Origin of the sequence: Neobacillus sp. SuZ13, from assembly GCF_030123365.1 — a bacterium.
Classification (GTDB): domain Bacteria; phylum Bacillota; class Bacilli; order Bacillales; family Cytobacillaceae; genus Neobacillus.
In genome coordinates this window covers 4760690-4783661 of sequence record NZ_CP126107.1, presented here as the reverse complement: position 1 = coordinate 4783661, position 22972 = coordinate 4760690, and the positions used below count along the sequence as shown (strand labels likewise).

The window sequence follows — 22972 nt, the reverse complement described above, 5'->3', positions numbered from 1 at the left end:
TTACTTCACCAATAGTCCTTGATAAAATTTCCCCTGCCAGCTTTCTCGTTCCTTCAGTTCCGAATCAATGGCATTTAAGACTTCCCACTTGTTCACACTCCACATCGGTCCAACCATTAGATCAATAGGACCATCACCTGTTATCCGATGAACAATCATCTCGGGTGGTAAAATCTCTAATTGGTCACATACTAATTTTACATAGTCTTCCTGGGACATAAACTCGAGCATTCCTTTTTCATATTGCTTGACCATGGGTGTTCCTTTTAACAAATGGAGCAAATGAATTTTTATTCCTTGAACATCCAATTTGGCAACTTCATGAGCAGTTTCCATCATCATGTCATAGTTCTCTAGTGGTAATCCATTAATAATATGGGAGCAGATACGAATGCCGTGCTTTCTTAGCTTATTTACCCCATCTTTATAACACTGAAAATCATGGGCACGATTGATGAGTAAGGCTGTTCGTTCGTGAACTGTCTGGAGACCAAGCTCAACCCATAAATAGGTACGTTCATTCAGTTCTGCTAAATACTCGACCACATCATCTGGCAGACAATCAGGACGCGTAGCAATCGATAAACCTACAACACCGTCATGCTTTAGTACGGATTCATATTTTTCACGAAGTACATCTACTGGTGCATGGGTATTTGTAAATGCTTGAAAGTAGGCCATGTATTTGCCATCTTTCCATTTCGTGTGCATTTTTTCTTTAATATTATTGAATTGAGTTTCTAGGGGTTCGATTCGATTGCCGGCGAAATCACCAGACCCTGACGCACTACAAAACGTACAGCCTCCGTGCGCAACCGAGCCATCCCGGTTCGGACAATCAAAGCCGCCATCAAGCGCGACTTTAAACACCTTATGACCAAATTCTTGGCGTAAGTGGTAATTCCAAGTATGGTAACGTTTATCATCAGAAGCATATATAAAAGGTCTCATCTGAACCAATCAGAAAACCTCCTTTTAAAAAATTAAAAAGCGCATAACAACAATTTTATCATGATGTGGCCAGCTAATCCAAACGTAATTATTTACGGAACTGGCTGGTAATAATTATTCAACTGTTTATGTTATAGGAAAGAAAATGGAGAACAAAATAAGAAATGAAGCATTATGCTTCTTACACGGGGATTCCAGTTATTATAGAAGGGGGTTCTTAGATGGCTACTCGCGACTCTATGGACGATTTAATGCAACAGGTTGAGGACACAGTTCGCTTTGCACAAGAACAATACAAACAAAGCAGTCTCCAAGAGCATTATAATGATGATGATTACACAAAGGCGCTGCAGCAGGTTGAAGATACTTATCAAGACATTGCCAAAATGGCACTTAGTGCAAACTCGCAGCAACGGGAACAGCTCCATAGAATGAGACTCCAGCTGCAGCAGCTTCAGAATACCATGATTCTAGAGGGGGAAAACCTTTGAAAAAACGTTCTAAACAACAAAATCCTGAACAAAAAACACGAAATGGAATAAATAATCAAGATTTAGAACTTGGGCAAGATTTCGATCTTGTTAAGCAATCCAAGAAGAACTATGAAAAATCAGGTGGGCAGCCCGTAAAATCTAAATTCCACCAAGAAAAAGGTCAGTCCTCTTAAAACAAGGAAGAATCCCTCAATTTTTTTTCATTGAGGGGTTCTTTTTTTGAAAATTAATTTTTCGAAAAATACATAAAAAAGTGCTTATAACCACTTGGCATTACAATTTTACAATAAAAACACCTTAAAAATAGAAGGAAAACTCCGTTCACAGTTTGGTAACAAGTGTTAATTTATATGTGACGTACGTCACAGTTTGCGCTTTCAACTCATGGTTTAAATAAGATATGGATAAGAAATTTCAGCTCAGAAACCTCCACTCTATGATAGATGTATCATGGAAGAAATGTTCATCTAACCCCTTTTTTGACTATTATGTGAACGAGTTCACATTTCATCCACATCTAATAAAGGAGAAAATGAATGAAAAAGTACCTATTGATTGTCAGCACATTCCTTACCTTTTTATGCCCATCACATAGTTTCGCTGAAGATACAAATATTTTAAGAATGGAAGAGCTATCCATTCAAGTAATGCCCGAATTTGCCTACCATCCAAACGATCACCAGAAGGACCATGTACCACTATTAATTGGATATCAAGGTACAATGGTTAACAACTCGAGCCAGCCACAAACAGGAAGAATTGAAATTCCCCTTCCAATGAAAGATAAGGATTTTCGGATTGGCTATGTGGCAGATTACTCTAGTAATTTTAGCAAGACTTATGAAATTGAATACATAAATGATCTTGAAAAAGGGACCATCTCCTGGACAACCAGTGAAGTAATTGCACCTAACGAACGTTATAAATTTGTGATTGAGTTTTATTCAGACGGCATCCATGTAAAAAAAGATGTGAAATCTCTTCAGTACCAATTTAAAAGTTTTGCCGATATTAATTTGGTGAATGTAACCTTTACTGAGCCATCTGGGGCAAAAAATGTCAAGCTTATACCCGCATCTGATAAAGCACAGAACCATGGCAGTGAGGAAAATACCCATTCCTATCTATTTCATGATGTAAAAGCTGGTGAAGTAAAAACCTTTACCCTATTCTACACACGCAGCGAATCGAAACCGACATCTGAACTGATGAATGCACAATCCATTGAAAAGACGACGGATTATAAACCAACCAATCTTGCAATTGGAGCAATTAGTGGGATTGGAGTCCTCTCAGTGGGTGCACTAACATTTTTGATAAGGAAGAGAAAAAGGTGATTCATTGGGATTAAAGTACAAAAATGTACTTTAACTATAAAAAAGAGAGAAGAGATATTCTATGGGAGGTGAAGGAATGGTTAAAAAATTTCTGAAAATGGACAAAAAGTTTTTAATTGTGTTGGCACTTCTAATTGGTGTGTTTTTATCTTTTTCAACTGTAAAAACAATGGCCTATTTGGATTCGCCTGGTTTTTGTCAAAACTGTCATACGATGAAATCCGTGCATAAGTCATTTATGGGTTCTACGCACTCGGATTTACAGTGTAATGACTGCCATCTGCCACATAAAAGTGAAGTGGGGAAATTATTTTTTAAAGGCCGCGCTGGGATGACACATATTTATTTCAACACACTCGGAACAAAGAAGATTCCGGATGTGATTGAGGCCACCGATCGCACTGAAAAAATCATGAATGACAACTGTAGTTCTTGTCACAAGAGTACGCTAAGTAATGTATCTCATGATGCAAAGGAAAAGTGTATATCCTGTCACAAAACAGTACCACACGGGAAAGGCTTTAAAGATGACAGTTATAATAAGCCACCTGTTTCAGGAGAGTTAATAGAAAATAAGGGAGGGTTTTAGAAATGGGAAGGTTTCGATATGGGGCATATCTTCTCCTGCTAGCAATTGTTTTGATTATTACTGGGTGCAGCCACGAATCCAGTGAGAAAACAGCCTCTGCTGCGGGTAAGAATACAACAGGCCTCTCAGCCGATGAAATTAGCAATGAAGCGTTTAAGGACTTATTTCCACTTCAATATAATAGTTACAAAAAAAATGAAAAGATGGAAGATACTACTTACGGGGGTTCTGTAAAGCACAGTAAGTATGAGGCAGATAAAGAGCCATTGTTACCCATCCTTTTCAACGGATATGGATTTGCGACCGAGTATAATGAGGAGCGTGGACATACATACGCTTTAGAAGATATTCGCAGCGTTAAACGGATTACAGATAAATCGGTTGGTTCTTGTTATACCTGTAAATCAACAGCTGTTCCAAAAATGATTGAAGAAATGGGCGACAGCTATTGGGGGGCTAATTTTAATAAAGATATTTGGCCAAAAGGTGAAGCGATGGGACATTCCCCAATCGGCTGTTCCGATTGTCATGATCCAAAAACAATGGATTTGCGTGTGACTCGTCCAAGCTTTTATAAGGCATTGAAAGCGAAAGGTGTAGATATATCCAATCCAACCAAGAACGATATGCGCAGTTATGTTTGTGGACAGTGCCACGTAGAGTATTATTTCGCGGCTGATAATAGTGAAGTAACTTTCCCGTGGACAAAAGGATTTAAACCTGAAGAAATGTATGAGTATTACAGCACCATTGCTAAAGAAAAGGGATTTGAAAAAGACTGGATTAGTAATATTTCTGGGACACCGATGTTAAAGTCGCAGCACCCCGAATATGAAACCCATTCGTCAGGTACGCACGGTAAAGCGAATGTTTCCTGTGCTGACTGCCATATGCCATATGAGCGCGTCGATGGGAAAAGAAAAATCACATCCCACTGGTGGACTTCACCACTTAAAACTATGCAAACTTCTTGCGGTCAATGTCATGGCGACCGTGATTTAGATAAATTGAAGGAGCGTGTCCTTGAAATTCAAGAAGCGAATGTCAGTGCATTACACGAAGCACAAGACATTTCAACAACATCACACTATTATGTAAATAAAATGATTACAACTGGTGTAAGTCAAGAAAAAATCAAGCAAGCACAAGAATTTGTCCGTAAAGGTCAATGGTTCTGGGATATTATCGCAGCTGAAAACTCTGCCGGTTTCCATAACCCCCAGGGTTCGATGGATTCACTAAGAGAATCAGTTGTCCAATCGAACAAAGCAGTCCGGCTTGCCACAGAAGAGCTTGTTAAAAAAGGCGTTAACATGGAAGAGGTAGACAAGGAAATTGAAAAAGTGAAAAAGGCTGTTCTCGATGAAAAGGATAATGAGAAGAAAAAAGATGCCGCTGTGAATAGCTACTTCCCTGCGCAAGCACCGGTAGTGCCGGCAGTGCCGAAGAAATAACCCTAAATATTGTGGTCAGGAAAACACTGTTGCTTTTATGTGGACAGTGTTTTCTTTTTTCCCTAATTCGTTAATTTAAGGGGAAAATTGAGTTTGGCGGAATCAATCATTAATTGGGCGGAATCCTATCACACTTTGGCGGAATTCTGCCCAAGTTGGCGGAATAAACTAGAAAATCAGCGGAATCCCGGACTAATTTGGCGGGAACGCCAAATCTTCATCACATCCCCTACACCTACTCCCCACTGGAAAACAAATAACATTGCGCCACGCTAGAAAAAATAATAGAATATATCCTTGGTAATTTAAATTGTAATATGTAAAGGGGCGTTTTATATATGCCACGTGCCTTATGGCTCTTAATAATAGGGATGGTCGTTAATGTCACAGGCTCTTCATTTCTGTGGCCATTAAATACAATCTATATCCACGACCATTTGGGTAAATCACTATCGGTTGCCGGGATTGTTTTAATGTTAAATTCAGCAGCTAGTGTGATTGGAAACCTTTATGGCGGCAGTCTATTTGATAAAATAGGCGGCTACAAATCTATCATAATAGGAATTAGTATTACCCTTGCAGCACTCATCGGTTTAACGTTTTGGCATGGATGGCCCGAATATATTGTATTCCAAATCATCATTGGATTTGGTACCGGTATTATTTTTCCATCGATGTATGCGATGGCAGGGTCAGTTTGGAAAGAAGGTGGGCGTAAAGCCTTTAACGCCATTTATGTTGCCCAAAACCTTGGGGTAGCCTTGGGTGCTTCCCTTGGCGGGATTGTTGCCGCTTACTCCTTTCAACTCATCTTCCTTGCCAATACCATTATGTATATCCTCTTTTTGCTTATAGCGCTATTTGGCTATAAAGGAATTTCAGTGGAGTCTGGAAAACAGGCAACCAACGATATAAATGTTCCAATCGTTAAGAATAGAAAAAACCTGTATGCCTTATTAATACTATGCTCAGGCTATTTGCTGTGCTGGGTTGCCTACGTTCAATGGACAACCACGATTTCTTCCTATACTCAAGAAATCGGTATTTCATTAAAGCAGTATAGCTTATTATGGTCGATTAACGGAGCTTTAATTGTCGTTGCCCAACCACTCCTAAATAGTGCCTTGAAGCGCCTTTCTGCGTCACTTAAACTGCAAATGATGATTGGAATAGGTATTTTTATTGTTTCATTTATAGTTGCAGGAAAATCAACTGCGTTTTCAGGTTTCCTTGTCGGAATGATTATCTTAACTATCGGAGAAATGTTTATCTGGCCAGCCGTTCCAACTGTCGCCTTTAACTTAGCACCAAAGGGCCGTGAAGGCTTCTACCAAGGAATCGTCAACAGTACCGCCACTGGCGGCAGAATGATAGGACCCTTATTAGGTGGAATGATCGTCGACATCTATAACATGTCAGCATTATTCATTGTATTGATTGGGCTATTCCTAATCGCCATTGTAACCACATTACTTTACGATCGAAGTCTAAAAACGAAAATGGTGTCAGGCACCATACGTGGACAAATCTAACGTTTGTCCACGTGAGGTGGACAAAGTGATGAGCTAAAGTGGAGTATGTAGTAAAAAGCAAAGTTCCAAAATATAGGAATTTTGCTTTTTACTTGCTTTTGTTAAATGAAAAAGCAAGAGGTTACTAAGTGAGGCTACTATTTTTAACACATTTCAACTTTTTTTATTTTAATTATTGACATCGCTAAAAACAGGGTAACACACATCCAAACAAAATTTCCCCTCCGTTAACCCTACTCCTACCCGAGCTACTCTTATTGATTCAGCATCATCAATTGTTGCAGAGATTGTATTTCCAGGAGGAATGGTGAATTGAAGAGGATTTCCTACAGTTCTAATCACCATAACTTGAATGGCTGCAGAGTTCCTTGCGCTATTGAATACGGAAATAGTTACAGTAGCTTCTGGCTCAATGCTCTTTCTCCAAATCTCCAATTTTGAAACCTGGTCGTTCAATAACAAATTCCCACATATATTATTACATACCATCTCGCTTATTTCCTGGTCTGGGGATAAACAGGAGCCAGAATTAGAGCCAGAATCAGAGCCAGAATCAGAGCCAGAATCAGAGCCAGAATCAGAGTCAGAATCAGAGGCAGAATTGGTATCGGTATTAGAATCAGAAAAAGACTTGAAAGGTTTACTCCAACTATAAAACGTAGGTCCCATAAGAAAATCATTCCTTTTTAATAATATAGAATGTAAGTTAACAGCTCTTTGCTTGGGGAAAAGCCCTAATTATTTAACCTTACTTGCATATTCATTAAAAATTTATTACAATTACCGTAATAGTTTATATTGAAAAGACTGTGATTAGGAGTAGTAATGGTTAATACCCGTGCGATAGAGAGTTGACGGCTGGTGGAAGTCAACCGGGTACATCATGAACTCGCCTTTGAGTTGCAAGCGTGAAGGAATAGTAAGGCTTGCCGTTTTCCGCGTTAAGGATGAATGAAGCGAGTGTTTAAAACACTAATGTGGGTGGTACCGCGGGAAGATACATACAATCCTCTCGTCCCTTTTTGGGATGAGGGGGTTTTTTATTTTTTTTTAGGAGGAAGAGCAGTATGAGTTTCGATCATAATCACATCGAACAGAAATGGCAAAAGAAATGGGAAGAAGAAAAAACATTCAAAACAAGCGAAGAATACGATAAAAGAAAATTCTACGCTTTAGATATGTTTCCATATCCATCAGGTGCAGGACTACACGTTGGACACCCTGAAGGTTATACTGCAACCGACATTCTTTCCCGCTTAAAGCGGATGCAGGGATACAATGTGCTTCACCCGATGGGCTGGGACGCGTTCGGCTTACCGGCAGAGCAGTATGCATTAGATACGGGGAACGACCCAGCGGAATTTACTGAACAGAATATCAACACTTTCCGCCGCCAAATTAAATCATTAGGATTTTCCTATGATTGGGATCGGGAAGTTAACACTACTGACCCTGAATACTACAAATGGACCCAATGGATTTTCTTAAAGTTATTCGAAAAAGGCTTGGCTTATATTGATGAAGTTGCGGTAAACTGGTGTCCGGCTCTTGGAACAGTTCTCGCAAACGAAGAAGTCATTGATGGCAAGAGTGAACGCGGCGGGCATCCTGTTGAACGCCGTCCGATGAAGCAATGGATGTTAAAAATCACTGCTTATGGTGACCGTTTACTTGAAGATTTAGAAGAACTGGATTGGCCAGAAAGCTTAAAGGAAATGCAGCGCAACTGGATCGGCCGTTCTGAAGGTGCTGAGGTAACTTTCTCGATCGAAGGGCACGAAGAGACATTCACGGTTTTCACAACACGTCCCGATACCTTATTCGGTGCTACGTATGCGGTGCTTGCTCCTGAACATGCATTTGTTGATAAAATTACAACAACTGAACAACGCGCTGCGGTTGAAGCTTATTTAGATAAAGTGAAGACAAAGAGCGATTTAGAGCGTACTGATCTTGCAAAAGAAAAAACTGGCGTATTTACTGGCGCCTATGCCATCAATCCTGCAAATGGTGAGAAAATGCCAATCTGGATTGCTGATTATGTATTAGTAAGTTACGGTACAGGTGCCATTATGGCAGTTCCTGCTCACGATGAGCGTGACTTTGAATTCGCAAAAGAATTTAACCTTCCGATTAAAGCCGTTGTCGCGGGTGGAGATATTGAAAAAGAAGCCTACACAGGCGATGGGGAACACATTAACTCAGAATTCTTAAATGGCACGGATAAAGCTGAAGGCATTCAAAAAATGATTGCTTGGTTAGAAGAAAAAGGAATCGGCACAAAGAAAGTAACCTTCCGCCTTCGTGATTGGCTGTTTAGCCGCCAACGTTATTGGGGAGAACCTATTCCAATTATCCATTGGGAAGATGGCACAATGACTGCCGTTCCTGAAGACCAGCTTCCATTAATGTTACCGAAAACGAAAGAAATTCGTCCATCTGGAACTGGTGAATCACCACTTGCGATTATCTCCGATTTCGTCAATGTCGTAGACCCAGAAACAGGTAAAAAGGGTCGCCGTGAAACCAATACGATGCCGCAATGGGCTGGCAGCTGCTGGTATTATTTGCGATATATTGATCCGAAAAATGATCAGGCACTTGCTTCGGAGGAAAAATTAAATCATTGGTTACCTGTTGATATCTACATTGGCGGGGCCGAACATGCCGTACTACATTTACTTTATGCGCGCTTCTGGCATAAATTCTTGTATGATATTGGGGTTGTTCCAACCAAAGAACCATTCCAAAAGTTATTTAACCAAGGAATGATTTTAGGTGAAGGAAATGAAAAAATGAGTAAGTCAAAAGGGAATGTCGTAAACCCTGACGATATCGTTGGCAGCCACGGTGCTGATACCCTTCGCCTTTATGAAATGTTCATGGGGCCGCTTGATGCTTCGATTGCCTGGTCGACAAATGGGCTGGATGGTTCCCGCCGCTTCTTAGATCGTATCTGGCGTTTATTGGTGGAAGAAAACGGGGAATTAAATCCAAAAATCCAAACAAATGAAGAAGCCTCTACTTTGGAAAAAGTGTATCATCAAACGGTGAAGAAAGTGACAGAGGATTATGAGGGCTTAAGATTTAATACAGCAATTTCTCAAATGATGGTATTCATTAATGAAGCCTATAAAGCAACCGTTCTTCCAAAGGAATACATTGAAGGATTCGTTAAAATGCTTGCTCCTGTTTGCCCGCATATCGCTGAGGAGCTTTGGGAAAAGTTAGGTCACAATGAAACAATTTCTTACGAAGCATGGCCTGCCTATGATGAGGCAAAACTAGTGGATGATGAAGTTGAAATTGTGGTCCAGGTTAATGGGAAAGTAAAAGCAAAACTAATGGTACCTACAGATGCAAGTAAAGAGTCACTTGAAGGTATCGCCATGGAAGATGCCCAAATTAAGGAACAAATTGAAGGAAAAACAATTCGTAAAGTTATTACTGTTCCTGGGAAACTTGTAAATATCGTTGCAAATTAATTAAAAAGAGCAGCCCCTTTTCTGGGGCTGTTTTTCCTAAAGGGGATGGATTTGATGGAAGAAATTCAAACGATTACACCAGAAGAATTACAAAAAAAGCTTGAGGCAGGGGAAAAACTTGAGCTGGTTGATGTAAGGGAAGATCATGAGGTTGTATTCGGGATGGTCCCAGGGGCAAAGCATATCCGTATGGGTGAGATCCCTGATAATCTCGACTATTTTGACAAGGAAAAAGAGTATATCTTTATTTGCCGCTCCAGTGCACGAAGCGGAAATGTCTGCCATTATTTGCAGGATCAAGGATATAAGGTTCGTAATATGGTTGGCGGGATGCTGGCATGGACTGGAGAGACGGAATACACAGAATAACTGATTCCTCTAGGGATACCAACAAAAGTAAAAGGAAGGAAGACCACCGGAAAAGCCGGTTGTGTCTGTCCTCCCTTTTGTTATAGAGGATTAAGCGAAAACACGCTTGTACAAAGTGATGCAAAATCTGCCTCTATCTTCTGCACCTAAAGTAACAATCAAGCTAACTGGATTATTCGCCGATAATGATACAGTGCTTCCTGGTGGTACAGTTAAGACAACGCCATTTACCGAAAAAATAAATGGTGAGTTTCCAGTGTTAGTCACTGTGAAAGTACCTTGAAAATAGTCACTTGGTGTAGGTGCTGTCCACACCGCCTGATCAATCGGTCCCTCAAGGTTGCCACAAATTTCTTCTGTAAAAATCTCTGCCTCTGGGCAGCAAAATGATGTTTTATTATGAGATCCACACATATAAATCCATCCTTCCGTTGTCTAATTTATTTTTTATTTCTGTATATTAAATGCTACTTGTCCGGGAGGTGCTATATTACAAATGCGGATTTTTGTCCTTTATTCTGGGAAAAATAGAGTCACCACAGCAGCGGTTTTGTCAGGAAAATACGGTTTACAACGCTAAAGAAGTTTCCACCCCATTAAAAAAGCCGATTTCCTGTACATTAAGGAATCGACTTCAGTAGGTATATGGTTATTTTAAGGTATCCATCAGGTGCCACCAGTAGTTGTATCAAAGCCGCCATGTTGCCCCATTCCAGGACCGCCGCCACTTGAGAATTGCCCTTGTTGATTGTTATTTCCATAGAATGGATCATTACCTGTTGAGGGTTGTTCATTATAATTAAAATTATTGGTTGAACCATCAGTTTCCGATGAGCTATCTCCTCTCATAGATTGGTCGAAACCATGTCCATGTCCGTTGCGCTGTTGTGTAGAAAAGCCATCCTGTGATTGCTGAAAGGAATTATTATTTGCCGCTTGCCCTTGATTAAGCGCTATTTGATTGCTAGATTGATTGTTGTTAGGTATTCCAAAATATGAGACCAATCCGGCTACTAATGCTAAGCTTCCAAAACTAACGCCCCATGAGATTCGTTGTTTTTTATACATGTTTATTCTCCTTTCAAAATGAAAAACAGTTTTTCTAAAAGGAAGTTTACAAGCTTAAACTTAAAATAAACTTAACTTTTTACGAAGAATAGATTTTTAAAATTCAGAAAACTGGTAAGAATAGTAGTAAAAAAGAGAGGGAGAGAACATGATACAAGTGAAGTTGTTTGACCGGGAACATGAGAAGGATTTGGAAAAGGAAATGAATCGTTTTTTAAAAGGGCTGGATGAAACAAGTCTGCTTGATATTAAATATAATGTGGCCGCAATGGCAGAGGAAGAAGAAGAGGAGCAGATTTACTGTTTTTCAGCGATGATTATTTATAAGGCCTGACAACTTGTCAGACCTTATTATTTTTTGCAGATAGGGCTGCATTAGTTCCAGCTAATCTTCCCGTTACAAGTGCAGAGGTAATATTATATCCTCCTGTGTACCCGTGGATATCTAGGATTTCACCGCAAAAATATAAACCATTCATTAGTTTCGATCCCATCGTTTGCGGTTCAATTTCTTTTACAGACACACCGCCGCCAGTGACAAACGCTTTTTCAAGAGGTAGGGTGCCGTTGACTTTAATAGGAAAGTGCTTGCAGCTTTTTGTAAAACTACGAATTTTTTCATTAGAAATAGTACTGCCTTGTTCAGATGGGTCAATGCCGTTATGCTCTAAAAGAAACAGGAGGTAACGTTCAGGGACGAGCCCTTTGAGTGTATTTTTAATGCTTTTCTTAGGCTCACTTTTTACAAGTGATAGAATTTCTTGAAAGACTTCTTCCTCTTTCTTATCAGGCAAGACATCAAGACTCATGGTTACTTCGTTTAACTTCCACTTTTTCATTGCTTTCACCACGAATTGGCTGCAGCGAAGGACAGCAGGACCGCTTAGTCCAAAATGGGTAAAAATCATATCCATTCGATGCGAGATGAGGGGCTTTCCTTTGGGATTTAAGACACTCAAATCGATATCTCTTAACGACAATCCTTGAAGGACTTTGTTTTTTATAAATGGTTCCTTCGATGTCACTGGAACTTCGGTTGGAAAAAGTTCAGTAATAGTATGACCCGCTTTTTCAGCCCATGCATAGCCATCACCTGTAGAACCTGTATGAGGGACAGACTTTCCACCGACCGCAATCACAATTGATTTAGCTGTAATTGTTTGACCGTCCTTAAGAGAAACAGCCGAAACTTGCCCATTTTCATAGATGAGTTCACGGACAGGGCTATTTTTAAAGACCCGAACATGAAGTTTTTCTAATTGATTTAGTAATGCGTCCACAACGGACTGTGCTTTATTAGAGACTGGAAACATCCGGCCGTGATCTTCTTCCTTTAAGGCAATTCCTAATTTCTCAAAGAATTTAATAATATCTTCATTACTAAAGATAGAAAAGGCACTATATAAAAATTTCCCGTTTCCCGGCAAGTGCTTAATGATTTCTTCAATCGGCAGGCGATTGGTAACGTTACAGCGTCCGCCTCCGGATATCGCTAGTTTTCTGCCAAGTTTGTCACCTTTATCTATTAAAAGAACTTTTGCGCCTTTTTCACCAGCGGCAATAGCCGCCATTAAACCTGATGGGCCACCGCCGATGACAATTACATCATATTCCATATATACACCAACTTTTTATTAATCCATCACTCCATTATAAACATTTATCATCAAAATAAAACGAATGTGCCCATATTTTCATAAATTTCACTTGGTTGTTAGTAGCGTCCGGGAGCAAGAAGTTGTAAACTACTATAGTGTGCAAAAAAAGTCTATTAATTTTTGTGAAAAAGCGCACGTATTTCTTCGGGTAGGAAGGGATTTTATGCAGTCTAAGCTTTTAAGAGGAACATTTATATTAACGCTAGGAACGATACTTTCAAAGGTGATCGGCTTAATTTATGTTATACCATTTTTTCAAATTGTCGGTCGGGAAGGGACTACGCTTTATCAGTTTTCCTATGTGCCGTATACGATTTTTATTAGCGTTGCAACAGCTGGTGTGCCGCTTGCCGTTTCGAAATTTATTTCAAAATATAATGCTCTTGAGGAATATGCAGTTGGCAGGAAGCTGTTTAAATCAGGGTTAGTCATTATGATGTTAACAGGGGTTATGGCTTTTTTAGTGATGTATCTTGCGGCACCGACATTAGCGGAAATGAGTGTTGGTGATAAAAAGGCAAATTTAGATAGTGTCACAACGGTCATGCGAGCTGTAAGCTTTGCGCTAATTGTTGTTCCATTCATGAGCCTCATTAGGGGATTCTTTCAAGGGCACCAATCGATGGGCCCCTCTGCACTGTCTCAAGTCGTGGAGCAAATTGTCAGGATTGCGTTTACCCTTCTAGGGGCCTACGCCGTCTTGCATATTTTTAATGGCAAAATGGTAACAGCCGTAAGTGTGGCGACGTTTGCTGCCTTTATTGGGGCTATTGGAGGTTTATTCGTTTTATTTTGGTATTGGTATAAACGAAAGCCGTATTTAGACGAACTCCTTATACATGATAAGGGCACAATTGATATCTCTCTTAAGGATATATATAAAGAAATTCTTGTTTATGCTTTTCCCTTCGTATTAGTGGGAATTGCCAACCCTTTATTTCAGGCGATTGATCAATTCACCTTTAGTCAGGCAATGGCAGAAATCGGGAAAGCGAAATTTGCAGAATCCTTTTTCTCTATTTTGAACTTTGAATCCCATAAAATTGTTATTATTCCAGTTTCGCTGGCAACAGGATTTTCGTTAACCCTTGTACCAAGTATAACGAGGGCCTTCGTTGAGGGTGAAGGAGCAAGCCTAAACCAACAGTTAAATCAGACATTTCAGGTCCTGTTATTTTTAACGTTACCTGCAGCTATCGGTCTTTCGTTATTGGCAGAACCTGTTTATACAGCATTCTATCAGCATGATGTAATTGGTACGGAAGTATTAAGGGCATACGCACCTGTAGCCATTCTTTTTTCCTTATATTCTGTGACTGCAGCCATATTACAAGGGATCAACGAACAACGATTTACGGTGTTAAGTTTACTTGTCGGATTATTAATTAAACTGTCTCTAAATATTCCGTTAATAAAAATGATGGAAACAAGAGGGGCAGTATTGGCAACAACACTTGGATATGTTGCAGCCATTCTCATCAATTTTATTGTTATTAAGGCATATGCCCGTTATCCATTCCGACTTGTTTGGAGAAGGAGCTTGTTAATTGTCATCTTTGCTGGATTCATGTGGGTGGGCACAGAATTAATGTACAAACTATTATTGTTATTTCTTTCTCCGGCATCAAAAGTTCAATCTGTTATAATGATTGTTATTTGTGCGGCAGTGGGCGCTGGAATTTATTTTTATCTTGGCTTAAAATCTGGACTTGCCAGCCGTTTATTTGGAGATAAACTTGATCGAATCATGAACAAATTAAAATTACCTGGGAGGAAGAGAAGCGTTGAGAATTGACAAAATGCTTGCAAACCTAGGCTATGGAAGCAGAAAAGAAGTTAAGCAACTGTTAAAAAGCAGTGCGGTTAAAGTAGATGATGTGGTTGTAAAAGATGCCAAACAGCATGTGGATCCATCCTCACAAACTGTAACCTTAAACGGAGAAATTATCGAATACAAAGAATTTATTTATTTGATGATGAACAAGCCCCAAGGTGTGCTATCAGCCACAGAAGATAGCTCCACCGAAACAGTCATCGATTTATTGGAACTCGAGGACCAAGTCTATGAACCGTTTCCCGTTGGTAGATTGGATAAGGATACAGAAGGGTTGCTGCTAATCACCAATGATGGTCAATTAGCCCACCGCTTGCTTTCACCGAAAAAGCATGTTCCGAAGACGTATTTTGCAGTCATTGATAGTGAAGTGACTCAGGACGATATTGAGGCGTTTGCTAATGGCGTTACCTTGGATGATGGCTATGAAACCAAGCCAGGTGAATTGAAAATTTTAAAATCTGGCATCCGTTCTGACATTGAATTAACAATTACGGAAGGGAAATTTCATCAGGTCAAAAGAATGTTTGAAGCCGTTGGAAAAAGAGTAGTCTATCTCCAACGGATTTCAATGGGGCCATTGCCACTCGATGAGACACTGGAATTAGGTGAATATCGAGAATTAACTGATGAAGAAGTGGAGTTACTCCGAAATTATCAAGTGAAATAGCATTATATGAGAAAAAGCAGCCTCATTGAAGCTGCTTTTTCTCTTTTTATAGTACCAGGTATGGCTATTTTCATGAATGTTTATTTTTATCGGCGAATTTTAAGGTTCAATCAGCGAATTTTCACATTCTATCAGCGAACTTATAAATTTAATATAGGAAGAAATCAGTTTTATCCCATGAAAAAAGGACAAGCCATAAGCGTTGTCCTTTTTCATTTACGGGTTAAGCCTGTAAAAAAGCTTGCAACATCCAGTTATGTTTGCTGAGTTTTCCCACTAAACCTAAAAACATATCACTAGTGACTTCGTCATTATTTTGGTCAGCGACCTCCATCCCAACTTTTAACTCATCAATGATTAAAGAAAAGTCATGTACAATTGCTTGTACCATTTCCTCGGCTGTTAGTGTTTCGTTTGTTTCTTCAATCGTTGAGAGTTGAAGATACTCTTTAAGGGTAGAAACAGGACGGCCTCCAATCGTTAATAATTGTTCTGCAAACTCATCAATTGTGGCGGCTGCTTCTTCATATAATTCTTCAAATTTTGCGTGCAAGGTAAAGAAGTGAGGACCTTTCACATACCAGTGAAAACGATGTAATTTAGTATATAGTACATTCCAGTTGGCAATTTGATGGTTGATTATTTGTTCGACTGTCATTTAGCATTCCTCCTAATTTCTTATCTGAATTAATTATAACACATATCAATTAAAAGTAAATATTAAATTATAATTATTATAAATAAGGTAAAAAATAATTAACTATACGGATTTCTGGGTATCTTAATAATATTTACTTGAAATGGATAACTTAATATTAAGGGGGAACTGTCATGAAACTTACTCACGAGCAGGCAATTGAGTTACACGGCTTTAATAACTTGACGAAATCGTTAAGCTTTAATATGTATGACATTTGTTTTACGCGAACGAGGGAAGAGCGTGAAGCTTATTTAAAGTATATTGATGAACAATACAGTGCGGACAGGCTGCAAAAAATATTAAAGCATGTATCGGATATCATTGGTGCCCATGTATTAAATGTCGCGAGCCAAGATTTTGAACCGGCTGGGGCGAGCGTGACTTTATTGGTTTCAGAGGGACCGGTTGCGAATGCACCAGATGAATCATTTGAAGAATCACCTGGACCATTGCCAGAATCGGTAGTTATGCAGTTAGATAAGAGTCATATCACGGTTCATACATACCCGGAGTTTCACCCTGATGAAGGTATCAGTACGTTTAGAGCGGATATTGATGTTTCCACTTGCGGGGAGATTTCGCCGCTTAAGGCACTTCATTACTTAATCAGATCGTTTGAAACGGATGTAATGACGATTGATTACCGCGTGCGCGGGTTTACACGGGATAAATCGGGGCATAAGCTCTTTATTGACCATGAAATCAATTCGATTCAGAATTATATCCCGGATGATGTTGGCGAACTATTCGATATGATTGACGTCAATGTCTATCAGGAGCATATTTTTCACACGAAATGCAAACTGCGTGAATTCGATTTAAATAATTATTTATTTGGATATACCAAAGACACTTTAACACCTGATGAACATATTGAAATCACTGAGCGGTTAAAGATTGAGATGGATGAAATTTTTTATGGGAAAAATATTGTTCAATAACAGGAAAAAGAACAGATATATTAGGTTACTCTGAACAGAGGTGTAGATCGGGTCTACTTGACCCAAACAGTAATAGAATCAATACTAGGGTCACGTAGAAGGAGTCTACGTGACTTAAACAATGTCAGCATCAAGATTAAACTCACGTAGATGCAAACAGCCTAAAAAAAATCTGCTTGACGTGCAACCATATGGTGTTATATAGTCTTCATATGAAACCGAATGGTTTCGTAAATTAAAAAAAGATCGCAGAAAAATTCGAGGAGGCAATTATTTTGAGTAACGATTCACAGGCAACATTAGAGGATATAAAGTATACCTTAGTTTATAATGCCCCAATAAAAAAAGTATGGGATGCAGTGGCTACAGCAGAGGGTCTAAGTGCCTGGTTCATGCCGAATGATCTTCAGGCAGTTGAAGGTCATGAATTTCATTTAAATGCAGCCCAATTCGGTATGTCACCATGTAAGGTAACACAAGTTGATCCTCCAAACCGTCTATCCTTTAATTGGGGTAAGGATTGGACACTCACATTCGAACTAAAAGAACTAGATGATAAAACGGAGTTAACATTAATCCATGGAGGCTGGGATGCCAATAAAGTCACTGAATTTGGTCAACCGCATACTCCAATCCGTGAACATATGAATCAGGGCTGGGCAGGTCTTGTGAAAAAATTACAGGGATATGTTGAGGCATAAATGGCAGCTTCCTCGGCAAAGCATGATGTCTTTCAAGCCATCGCTGATCCAACAAGAAGAAAGCTATTAAAACTGCTTAGCAAAGAAGAGATGCCTGTCACGGCAATAAGTGAACATTTCCCGATAAGCCGTACCGCCGTCTCTAAGCATCTTCGTGTATTAGCAGAGGCAGGACTGGTTAAGGAACGGAAAGCAGGCAGGGAAACAAGGTACAAACTGGAGCCGGAACCGTTATATGAATTAAAAGATTGGCTCCAATATTTTGAATTGTTTTGGGAAAATAAATTGTCCGCGCTTAGGCTTTTTGTTGAATCGGATGGAAGAGAAGTGGAACATCAACAACACCCAGCAATTCTTAAACCAGGGGACAATAAGGAATGAAAAAAGTGATACCCATATTATGTTGGGTATCACCTTTTTTCGTTTCTAATTAATGAGAGGTCTCCACGGATTGTTTTGAATGTTGAAGATGACTTGCCACCCAACCAATACCACCAGCTACTACTAGGTAGAATAGTAAGATTAGTATTTGCTGTTGTAGCCCAGCCCAGTCCCTTAGAGAAATCACATCTTGGAAACTGCGTAATGAATGGGCCATCGGTAAAATGCTGCCAATTTTGCTAAGAAGAGGATTACTCAATTCACCAGGGAATGTCCCACCGCAGGTTGCTAATTGTAAGACTAATAATGTGACGGCCATAAATTTCCCTGCAACACCAAACAACGTCACTAACATGAGGATGAACGTCATAAAGGTTAAAGAGACAATGATACTTGATAAAATAAACAATGGAACGCTTGCTACATGTACTTTGAATCCAAACATGACAACTAAATCTACAAATACCACCTGTATTAATGCAATCAAATACTTAAGCCCTAGTTTATTAATAAAGTGCTGTGTTCCATTCACCATTAAGTCTTGTCTGCGTCCTAATGGTAGAATGTTGGCTGCCATAATTCCACCTACATAAAATGCTAGAGATAGAAAATATGGCATTATTCCAGTACCATAATTCGGTACCTCTGATAAATCTGATTCTACTAATTTCACTGGTTCTGAAAACATGGAGGTTAATTCGTCATTATTATGGATACTAGACGTTTGTTTCGCTGCATCATTTAATTTACCAGCAAGTTCATCTGAACCCACTGCTAATTGACCTAAGCCATTTACTAACTGATTCGTGCCGTGGTCTAATTTTTCTCCACCGTTTGCTAAATCAAATATTCCAACGTTTAAAGAGTCAAAACCATTTTTCCATTTAGAGAAACCATCGGAGAATTGAATCGTGCCCTCAGACAATTTTTTTGCCCCGCTGGCAGCTTCTTCGATTTTTTCACCAAAATTCTTCATTCCATCGTGGACTTTTGTTTGTCCTTGGACTAATTGGTGTGCCCCTTCAGTAAGTTGGGCTTGACCATTGCTCAATGAATTAGCTGCATTTGATAAGCCGGTCGACATAGCTGCAATTTGTTGGAAAGTTGGGTCATCTTGCATCTCAGGGTGATTTTTAATAAATTGTTCCACAGTTCTCCTTAAATCATCTGTCGTATTTTCCATCCCTGCTTGACCTTGCGATAATTTTTCACTACTCAAAGCCAAAGTTTGCAAGCTTTCCGTTAATTGTTCCGTCCCAGCTTCTAAATTGGTATGACCTTCAGAAAGCTTTTCAATGCCTGTCGAAAGTGATTGTGATCCCTCTTTCAAACCGTCAAGCCCTTCAGTTAACTTTTGTTGACCTTTTGAAAGCTGCTGACTTCCATTCTCTAGCTTTTCTGCACCATCATTTAAGCGATTGACACCATTTGAAAGCTGAATCATTCCATTCTTGGCATCGATCGTTCCTTGATTAATTTTTGACGCACCGTCGCCGGCAGCACGTAACCCGTCTACTAATTCAACAAAATTTGAAAATACGCCATCCGCGTAAGATTTCGTGATGCTAGCTGCTATTTTAGCTTTCATTTTTTCCGTTGCGGTAGTACTAATTTGAGATGCAACAAAGTTTTTCCCTGGGTTTATTTTAAATTTTAGTTTAGCCTGTTCAGGATGTTCATCCATTAATGTACAGACTTTTTCTGAGAAATCCTTTGGAATCGTCAGGACCATATAATATTTCCCATCTATTAAACCTTGGTTTGCGGTCTTTTCAGAGAGAAAAGAGAATTTAAGATCCTTGTTTTGTTTTAAGCTTTTGACAAATTCCTGTCCTGCCTCAATCGATTTGTTATCCATCATCGATCCTTGATCTAGATTTACAACAGCGACAGGTAGTTGATCTAACCGTCCATAGGGATTCCAATAACCCGCTAGAAAGAAACCGGAATATATTAACGGAACGATCAATAGAAACACTAAAGCAATCCTTCCATGCTTATGATGCCACATCATCTTTAAATCTCTAAATATCAAATTAATACCCTTCATAGTTACCCCTTTGAATGTGAATTTTGAACATAAACACTATGATAAATAATTTTTTTTATATTGTATAATATATAATTAGTTATCAATTAGTAGCTTTTAAGCTATTGAAAGGGGCGTAATCCATGGAGTTTTTACAATTAAAATACTTTCAGACCGTTGCCAGACTTGAGCATATGACCAAAGCTGCTGAAGAACTTCAAATTGCCCAACCTTCTTTAAGTAAAACCATAGCTCGATTAGAGGAAGATTTGGGTGTTCCTTTATTTGATCGGAAAAATCGTCAACTTCGACTAAACGAATACGGAAAGATGTTCTTAGAGCGAGTCAATAGGATATTTTTAGAATTAAATGAAGGGAAAAGGGAAATTGCAGAAAAGGCACATCAGGGAAAAACTCAAATTACTTTAGCGGTCAGTATTCCAAGAGTCCTTCCTGAGTTAATAAGTTCTTTTCTAAAGCATTATCCCGAGGTGAAATTTCAACAAGTCCTCGAGTCAACTTCCTCTATGAAAAGCCAACTTGAAAAGGCTGAGATTGATTTTTGTATTTCATCGGTGCCTATTGAGGGCACAGATATTGTTTGGGAACCGCTAATGACAGAAGAGGTTTACTTAATTGTTCCGCCCGAACACAGGCTTGCGAGGAAAGAGAAAATATTTCTTCATGAAGTAAAGAACGAGCCTTTTATCAGTATGAATACAGGTTATGGATTTAGAAACCTAACCGATGAATTTTGTCTACAGGCAGGCTTTGTTCCAACCATAGCTTTTGAAGGAGATGAGCCAGGGGTAATAGGAGATTTGGTAAAACAAGGATTAGGAATTGCTTTCATTCCAGAAATTTCCTGGAACCATGGTACAAATCCCTTTCCAAACAAACTCAGAATAATCGAACCAAAATGTCGAAGGACAATAGGGTTAGGCTGGTCAAAAAGGCGTTATTTATCAGATGCGGGACAACAATTTCGTCAATATGTGATTGAATATTTTTCGAAAATTTCTTCTTGAAATAGCAAAAAAGGCCGCCAAATAAATGGTCGGCCTTTCTGTATTTATCGGACGGTAATTTCATTCAATCCCTTTTTTTTTACAATAAATGAGAGGACGATGAGTAAGCCAATCGTTGCCAAACTAACCGATGAACCAATAATATTATTTGGATTGAACACAAATCCAATAAAGATAATACTTAAAGATACAATCGCAAAAATCGTCGTATATGGATACCATTTTACTTGAAAAGCCGGTTGATTTTTATAAAGCGGCCTTAGTTTTAAATGTGCGGCACAAATACTGATCCAGAGTAACATCACAGTAAACCCAGGAATGGTCATGAGATAGCCGATTACCTGACTAGGTGTTAAATAGGCTAAAAAGACAGCTCCCAGTATACATGCACTCGTCAGCATGATTCCTGTTAATGGGATTCCCTTTGCAGAGAGTTTTGCTAAGCCCTTAGGTGCAACACCACTTTGTGCCATTGAAAATAGCGTTCTTGAAGTCGCATAAATTCCTGAATTTGCAGCCGATAGGACAGCTGTTAAAAGGACAAAGTTCATAATATGTGCAGCTCCAGGTAACCCGGTTGCGCTAAAGACCTGGACGAAGGGACTGTCTACACCAGTAACTTTATCCCAAGGCATGAGTCCGCAAATAATAATAATTGGTAAGATATAAAAAATAATTACACGCCATACAGCGCCTTTAATAATTTTAGGCAATACTCGCTCGGCATCTTTTGTTTCCGTAACAGCGATCCCGATTAATTCCGCACCACCATAAGAAAACATGACGACTAAAAAGGCACTGAACGTTCCACCTATTCCGTGCGGAAAAAATCCGCCATGTGCTGTATAGTTTGAGAGCGGATCCTGAACCGAGCTAGGAATGATACCAAAGAGGAGTGAAAAGCCTAAGACAATAAAGGCCACTAGTGCAATGATTTTAATTCCTGCAAACCAAAATTCAAGCTCCCCATAATTTTTTACTTGAGTTAAATTGATTCCTACGATTACAACCGCACAAAGGAAACTTAGCAGCCATAAAGGTATCGTAGGAAACCAAAATTGTAGAAAACTTCCCGCTGCTAATAATTCAACCACAGTAACAAGAACCCAATTGATCCAGTACAGCCATCCCACGATATAAGAAACTTGGAATCCAAATGCTTTGTTTACTAAATGCTGTACATTTAAATTTGGAAAAGCAAGCGCCATTTCCCCTAGGGCAGCCATTATGATAAATAGTATTAGACCGCCAATTAAATAGGCAACGACTACACTAGGTCCAGCAATGGCTAATGTATCGGAACTGCCTTTAAATATCCCCGTCCCAATCATACCAGCCAAAGCCATAAACTGGACATGCCTTGGTAATAATCCTTTTTGTAAATTCTGATGCTTTTTTTTCATGTCTTCTCCCACCAAACTTTTTCACTTAGACGCTTTTAAGCGCTAAAGTATTTTTCTATAATAGTATATTACCATACTATTAAAAACTGTCAAATGGAGTTGAAGACTGAGAGGATAAGCATCTACCTGTTTGCCATGGATTGTCGCATGATTCTTTTAGAATTTGTCACAGGTTAAAAAATTAACCAAAAGAATTTTTTTTGGTTGAAGGAAACTTTGTTTGAAGTGGCGAATATAAATAAAGTAAAATAGGAGGATGATTCATATGTTCATAACCCCTCGATTGCAGCGGAGAATTTTCATGTATTCATATGTTTTTAGAAAGCTCGGCATCTTAAGTGAACAAGA

General features: G+C 39.2%; 24 protein-coding genes and 1 other annotated feature. Of the genes, 16 read left to right on the top strand and 8 right to left on the bottom strand.

The window, feature by feature from the left end:
- Entirely contained in the window at window positions 1-960 is a 960-nt protein-coding gene (gene mnmL / locus QNH17_RS23640; protein ID WP_283875517.1) for a tRNA modification radical SAM protein MnmL/YtqA, read from the bottom strand.
- Between the two features lie 212 nt (window positions 961-1172).
- On the opposite strand from mnmL, the gene QNH17_RS23635 reads away from it, so the two are divergent.
- The 6 genes from QNH17_RS23635 to QNH17_RS23610 all read left to right on the top strand — a co-directional run bounded on the left by QNH17_RS23635 (window position 1173) and on the right by QNH17_RS23610 (window position 6357).
- The gene (locus QNH17_RS23635) at window positions 1173-1442 is read left to right on the top strand and encodes a YtzC family protein (RefSeq protein ID WP_144555210.1); all 270 of its coding nucleotides are present in this window, start codon (window positions 1173-1175) and stop codon (window positions 1440-1442) included.
- A complete protein-coding gene (locus QNH17_RS23630) occupies window positions 1439-1618 on the top strand; it encodes a glycogen biosynthesis protein GlgD (RefSeq protein WP_283875513.1) in 180 nt (59 codons plus the stop codon). The genes QNH17_RS23635 and QNH17_RS23630 overlap by 4 nt, the downstream gene beginning before the upstream one ends.
- 363 nt (window positions 1619-1981) lie before the next feature.
- Window positions 1982-2782: a hypothetical protein gene (locus QNH17_RS23625; RefSeq protein WP_283875511.1), complete on the top strand. Its 801-nt coding sequence runs from the start codon at window positions 1982-1984 to the stop codon at window positions 2780-2782.
- Between the two features lie 76 nt (window positions 2783-2858).
- Window positions 2859-3371, top strand: coding sequence for a NapC/NirT family cytochrome c (locus tag QNH17_RS23620; RefSeq protein WP_283875509.1), 513 nt, complete (start codon window positions 2859-2861; stop codon window positions 3369-3371).
- Window positions 3372-3373: 2 nt separating this feature from the next.
- Window positions 3374-4825, top strand: coding sequence for an ammonia-forming cytochrome c nitrite reductase subunit c552 (locus tag QNH17_RS23615; protein WP_283875508.1), 1452 nt, complete (start codon window positions 3374-3376; stop codon window positions 4823-4825).
- 338 nt (window positions 4826-5163) lie between these two features.
- Complete coding sequence (locus QNH17_RS23610) at window positions 5164-6357, top strand: MDR family MFS transporter (protein ID WP_283875507.1); 1194 nt, start codon at window positions 5164-5166, stop codon at window positions 6355-6357.
- Window positions 6358-6525: 168 nt separating this feature from the next.
- Here QNH17_RS23610 and QNH17_RS30090 read toward each other — a convergent pair whose 3' ends face one another.
- Window positions 6526-6846, bottom strand: coding sequence for an S-Ena type endospore appendage (locus QNH17_RS30090; protein ID WP_481858635.1), 321 nt, complete (start codon window positions 6844-6846; stop codon window positions 6526-6528).
- Here QNH17_RS30090 and QNH17_RS23605 point away from each other — a divergent pair.
- The 3 genes from QNH17_RS23605 to QNH17_RS23595 all read left to right on the top strand — a co-directional run bounded on the left by QNH17_RS23605 (window position 6734) and on the right by QNH17_RS23595 (window position 10211).
- Entirely contained in the window at window positions 6734-7012 is a 279-nt protein-coding gene (locus QNH17_RS23605) for a hypothetical protein (RefSeq protein WP_283875506.1), read from the top strand. The two genes, QNH17_RS30090 and QNH17_RS23605, sit on opposite strands and share 113 nt — an antisense overlap.
- Window positions 7013-7157: 145 nt before the next feature.
- Window positions 7158-7380: a binding site (T-box leader), on the top strand.
- Window positions 7381-7424: 44 nt separating this feature from the next.
- A complete protein-coding gene (leuS, locus tag QNH17_RS23600) occupies window positions 7425-9842 on the top strand; it encodes a leucine--tRNA ligase (RefSeq protein ID WP_283875505.1) in 2418 nt (805 codons plus the stop codon).
- A gap of 54 nt (window positions 9843-9896) precedes the next feature.
- Window positions 9897-10211, top strand: coding sequence for a rhodanese-like domain-containing protein (locus QNH17_RS23595; RefSeq protein WP_218349320.1), 315 nt, complete (start codon window positions 9897-9899; stop codon window positions 10209-10211).
- A 90-nt stretch (window positions 10212-10301) separates the two neighbouring features.
- On the opposite strand, the gene QNH17_RS23590 is transcribed toward QNH17_RS23595, so the two are convergent.
- On the bottom strand, window positions 10302-10625 hold the full coding sequence (locus QNH17_RS23590; protein WP_283875502.1) for an S-Ena type endospore appendage: 324 nt from the start codon (window positions 10623-10625) through the stop codon (window positions 10302-10304).
- Between the two features lie 252 nt (window positions 10626-10877).
- Window positions 10878-11279 carry a hypothetical protein gene (locus QNH17_RS23585; protein WP_283875500.1) on the bottom strand — a complete coding sequence of 134 codons (402 nt, stop codon included), beginning with the start codon at window positions 11277-11279 and terminating at the stop codon, window positions 10878-10880.
- Between the two features lie 148 nt (window positions 11280-11427).
- On the opposite strand from QNH17_RS23585, the gene QNH17_RS23580 reads away from it, so the two are divergent.
- Window positions 11428-11613 carry a sporulation protein Cse60 gene (locus QNH17_RS23580; RefSeq protein ID WP_026563254.1) on the top strand — a complete coding sequence of 62 codons (186 nt, stop codon included), beginning with the start codon at window positions 11428-11430 and terminating at the stop codon, window positions 11611-11613.
- Window positions 11614-11620: 7 nt separating this feature from the next.
- Here the strand turns inward: QNH17_RS23580 and QNH17_RS23575 are convergent, their stop codons facing one another.
- Complete coding sequence (locus QNH17_RS23575) at window positions 11621-12895, bottom strand: BaiN/RdsA family NAD(P)/FAD-dependent oxidoreductase (RefSeq protein ID WP_283875498.1); 1275 nt, start codon at window positions 12893-12895, stop codon at window positions 11621-11623.
- Window positions 12896-13100: 205 nt separating this feature from the next.
- Between QNH17_RS23575 and QNH17_RS23570 the strand changes: the two genes are divergently transcribed.
- Complete coding sequence (locus tag QNH17_RS23570) at window positions 13101-14732, top strand: putative polysaccharide biosynthesis protein (RefSeq protein WP_283875496.1); 1632 nt, start codon at window positions 13101-13103, stop codon at window positions 14730-14732.
- Window positions 14722-15441, top strand: coding sequence for a 16S rRNA pseudouridine(516) synthase (locus QNH17_RS23565; protein WP_283875494.1), 720 nt, complete (start codon window positions 14722-14724; stop codon window positions 15439-15441). The genes QNH17_RS23570 and QNH17_RS23565 overlap by 11 nt, the downstream gene beginning before the upstream one ends.
- A gap of 223 nt (window positions 15442-15664) precedes the next feature.
- On the opposite strand, the gene QNH17_RS23560 is transcribed toward QNH17_RS23565, so the two are convergent.
- Window positions 15665-16099 (bottom strand): Dps family protein, encoded by a 435-nt coding sequence (locus QNH17_RS23560; protein ID WP_283875493.1) that lies wholly within the window; start codon window positions 16097-16099, stop codon window positions 15665-15667.
- Window positions 16100-16272: 173 nt separating this feature from the next.
- On the opposite strand from QNH17_RS23560, the gene speD reads away from it, so the two are divergent.
- The 3 genes from speD to QNH17_RS23545 all read left to right on the top strand — a co-directional run bounded on the left by speD (window position 16273) and on the right by QNH17_RS23545 (window position 18164).
- Complete coding sequence (gene speD, locus QNH17_RS23555) at window positions 16273-17082, top strand: adenosylmethionine decarboxylase (RefSeq protein WP_026563259.1); 810 nt, start codon at window positions 16273-16275, stop codon at window positions 17080-17082.
- Between the two features lie 275 nt (window positions 17083-17357).
- On the top strand, window positions 17358-17783 hold the full coding sequence (locus tag QNH17_RS23550) for an SRPBCC family protein (protein WP_283875492.1): 426 nt from the start codon (window positions 17358-17360) through the stop codon (window positions 17781-17783).
- Window positions 17784-18164, top strand: coding sequence for an ArsR/SmtB family transcription factor (locus QNH17_RS23545; protein WP_283875491.1), 381 nt, complete (start codon window positions 17784-17786; stop codon window positions 18162-18164).
- A 49-nt stretch (window positions 18165-18213) separates the two neighbouring features.
- Here QNH17_RS23545 and QNH17_RS23540 read toward each other — a convergent pair whose 3' ends face one another.
- Window positions 18214-20214 (bottom strand): YhgE/Pip domain-containing protein, encoded by a 2001-nt coding sequence (locus tag QNH17_RS23540; protein ID WP_283875490.1) that lies wholly within the window; start codon window positions 20212-20214, stop codon window positions 18214-18216.
- A gap of 122 nt (window positions 20215-20336) precedes the next feature.
- Between QNH17_RS23540 and QNH17_RS23535 the strand changes: the two genes are divergently transcribed.
- Window positions 20337-21221 (top strand): LysR family transcriptional regulator, encoded by an 885-nt coding sequence (locus tag QNH17_RS23535; protein WP_283875489.1) that lies wholly within the window; start codon window positions 20337-20339, stop codon window positions 21219-21221.
- Between the two features lie 44 nt (window positions 21222-21265).
- Here QNH17_RS23535 and QNH17_RS23530 read toward each other — a convergent pair whose 3' ends face one another.
- Window positions 21266-22624 carry an amino acid permease gene (locus QNH17_RS23530; protein ID WP_283875488.1) on the bottom strand — a complete coding sequence of 453 codons (1359 nt, stop codon included), beginning with the start codon at window positions 22622-22624 and terminating at the stop codon, window positions 21266-21268.
- Between the last annotated feature and the right edge of the window lie 348 nt (window positions 22625-22972).

Excerpts from the sequence above, each read along its gene's own strand:
- speD (WP_026563259.1), top strand. The coding sequence starts at position 16,273 with ATGAAACTTACTCACGAGCAGGCAATTGAGTTACACGGCTTTAATAAC.
- QNH17_RS23635 (WP_144555210.1), top strand. The coding sequence starts at position 1,173 with ATGGCTACTCGCGACTCTATGGACGATTTAATGCAACAGGTTGAGGAC.
- QNH17_RS23615 (WP_283875508.1), top strand. The coding sequence starts at position 3,374 with ATGGGAAGGTTTCGATATGGGGCATATCTTCTCCTGCTAGCAATTGTT.
- QNH17_RS23625 (WP_283875511.1), top strand. The coding sequence starts at position 1,982 with ATGAAAAAGTACCTATTGATTGTCAGCACATTCCTTACCTTTTTATGC.
- QNH17_RS23545 (WP_283875491.1), top strand. The coding sequence starts at position 17,784 with ATGGCAGCTTCCTCGGCAAAGCATGATGTCTTTCAAGCCATCGCTGAT.
- QNH17_RS23560 (WP_283875493.1), bottom strand. The coding sequence starts at position 16,099 with ATGACAGTCGAACAAATAATCAACCATCAAATTGCCAACTGGAATGTA.
- QNH17_RS23540 (WP_283875490.1), bottom strand. The coding sequence starts at position 20,214 with ATGAAGGGTATTAATTTGATATTTAGAGATTTAAAGATGATGTGGCAT.
- QNH17_RS23575 (WP_283875498.1), bottom strand. The coding sequence starts at position 12,895 with ATGGAATATGATGTAATTGTCATCGGCGGTGGCCCATCAGGTTTAATG.
- QNH17_RS23595 (WP_218349320.1), top strand. The coding sequence starts at position 9,897 with ATGGAAGAAATTCAAACGATTACACCAGAAGAATTACAAAAAAAGCTT.
- QNH17_RS23585 (WP_283875500.1), bottom strand. The coding sequence starts at position 11,279 with ATGTATAAAAAACAACGAATCTCATGGGGCGTTAGTTTTGGAAGCTTA.
- QNH17_RS23580 (WP_026563254.1), top strand. The coding sequence starts at position 11,428 with ATGATACAAGTGAAGTTGTTTGACCGGGAACATGAGAAGGATTTGGAA.
- QNH17_RS23620 (WP_283875509.1), top strand. The coding sequence starts at position 2,859 with ATGGTTAAAAAATTTCTGAAAATGGACAAAAAGTTTTTAATTGTGTTG.
- QNH17_RS23530 (WP_283875488.1), bottom strand. The coding sequence starts at position 22,624 with ATGAAAAAAAAGCATCAGAATTTACAAAAAGGATTATTACCAAGGCAT.
- QNH17_RS23535 (WP_283875489.1), top strand. The coding sequence starts at position 20,337 with ATGGAGTTTTTACAATTAAAATACTTTCAGACCGTTGCCAGACTTGAG.
- leuS (WP_283875505.1), top strand. The coding sequence starts at position 7,425 with ATGAGTTTCGATCATAATCACATCGAACAGAAATGGCAAAAGAAATGG.
- QNH17_RS23570 (WP_283875496.1), top strand. The coding sequence starts at position 13,101 with ATGCAGTCTAAGCTTTTAAGAGGAACATTTATATTAACGCTAGGAACG.
- QNH17_RS23610 (WP_283875507.1), top strand. The coding sequence starts at position 5,164 with ATGCCACGTGCCTTATGGCTCTTAATAATAGGGATGGTCGTTAATGTC.
- QNH17_RS30090 (WP_481858635.1), bottom strand. The coding sequence starts at position 6,846 with ATGGTATGTAATAATATATGTGGGAATTTGTTATTGAACGACCAGGTT.
- QNH17_RS23590 (WP_283875502.1), bottom strand. The coding sequence starts at position 10,625 with ATGTGTGGATCTCATAATAAAACATCATTTTGCTGCCCAGAGGCAGAG.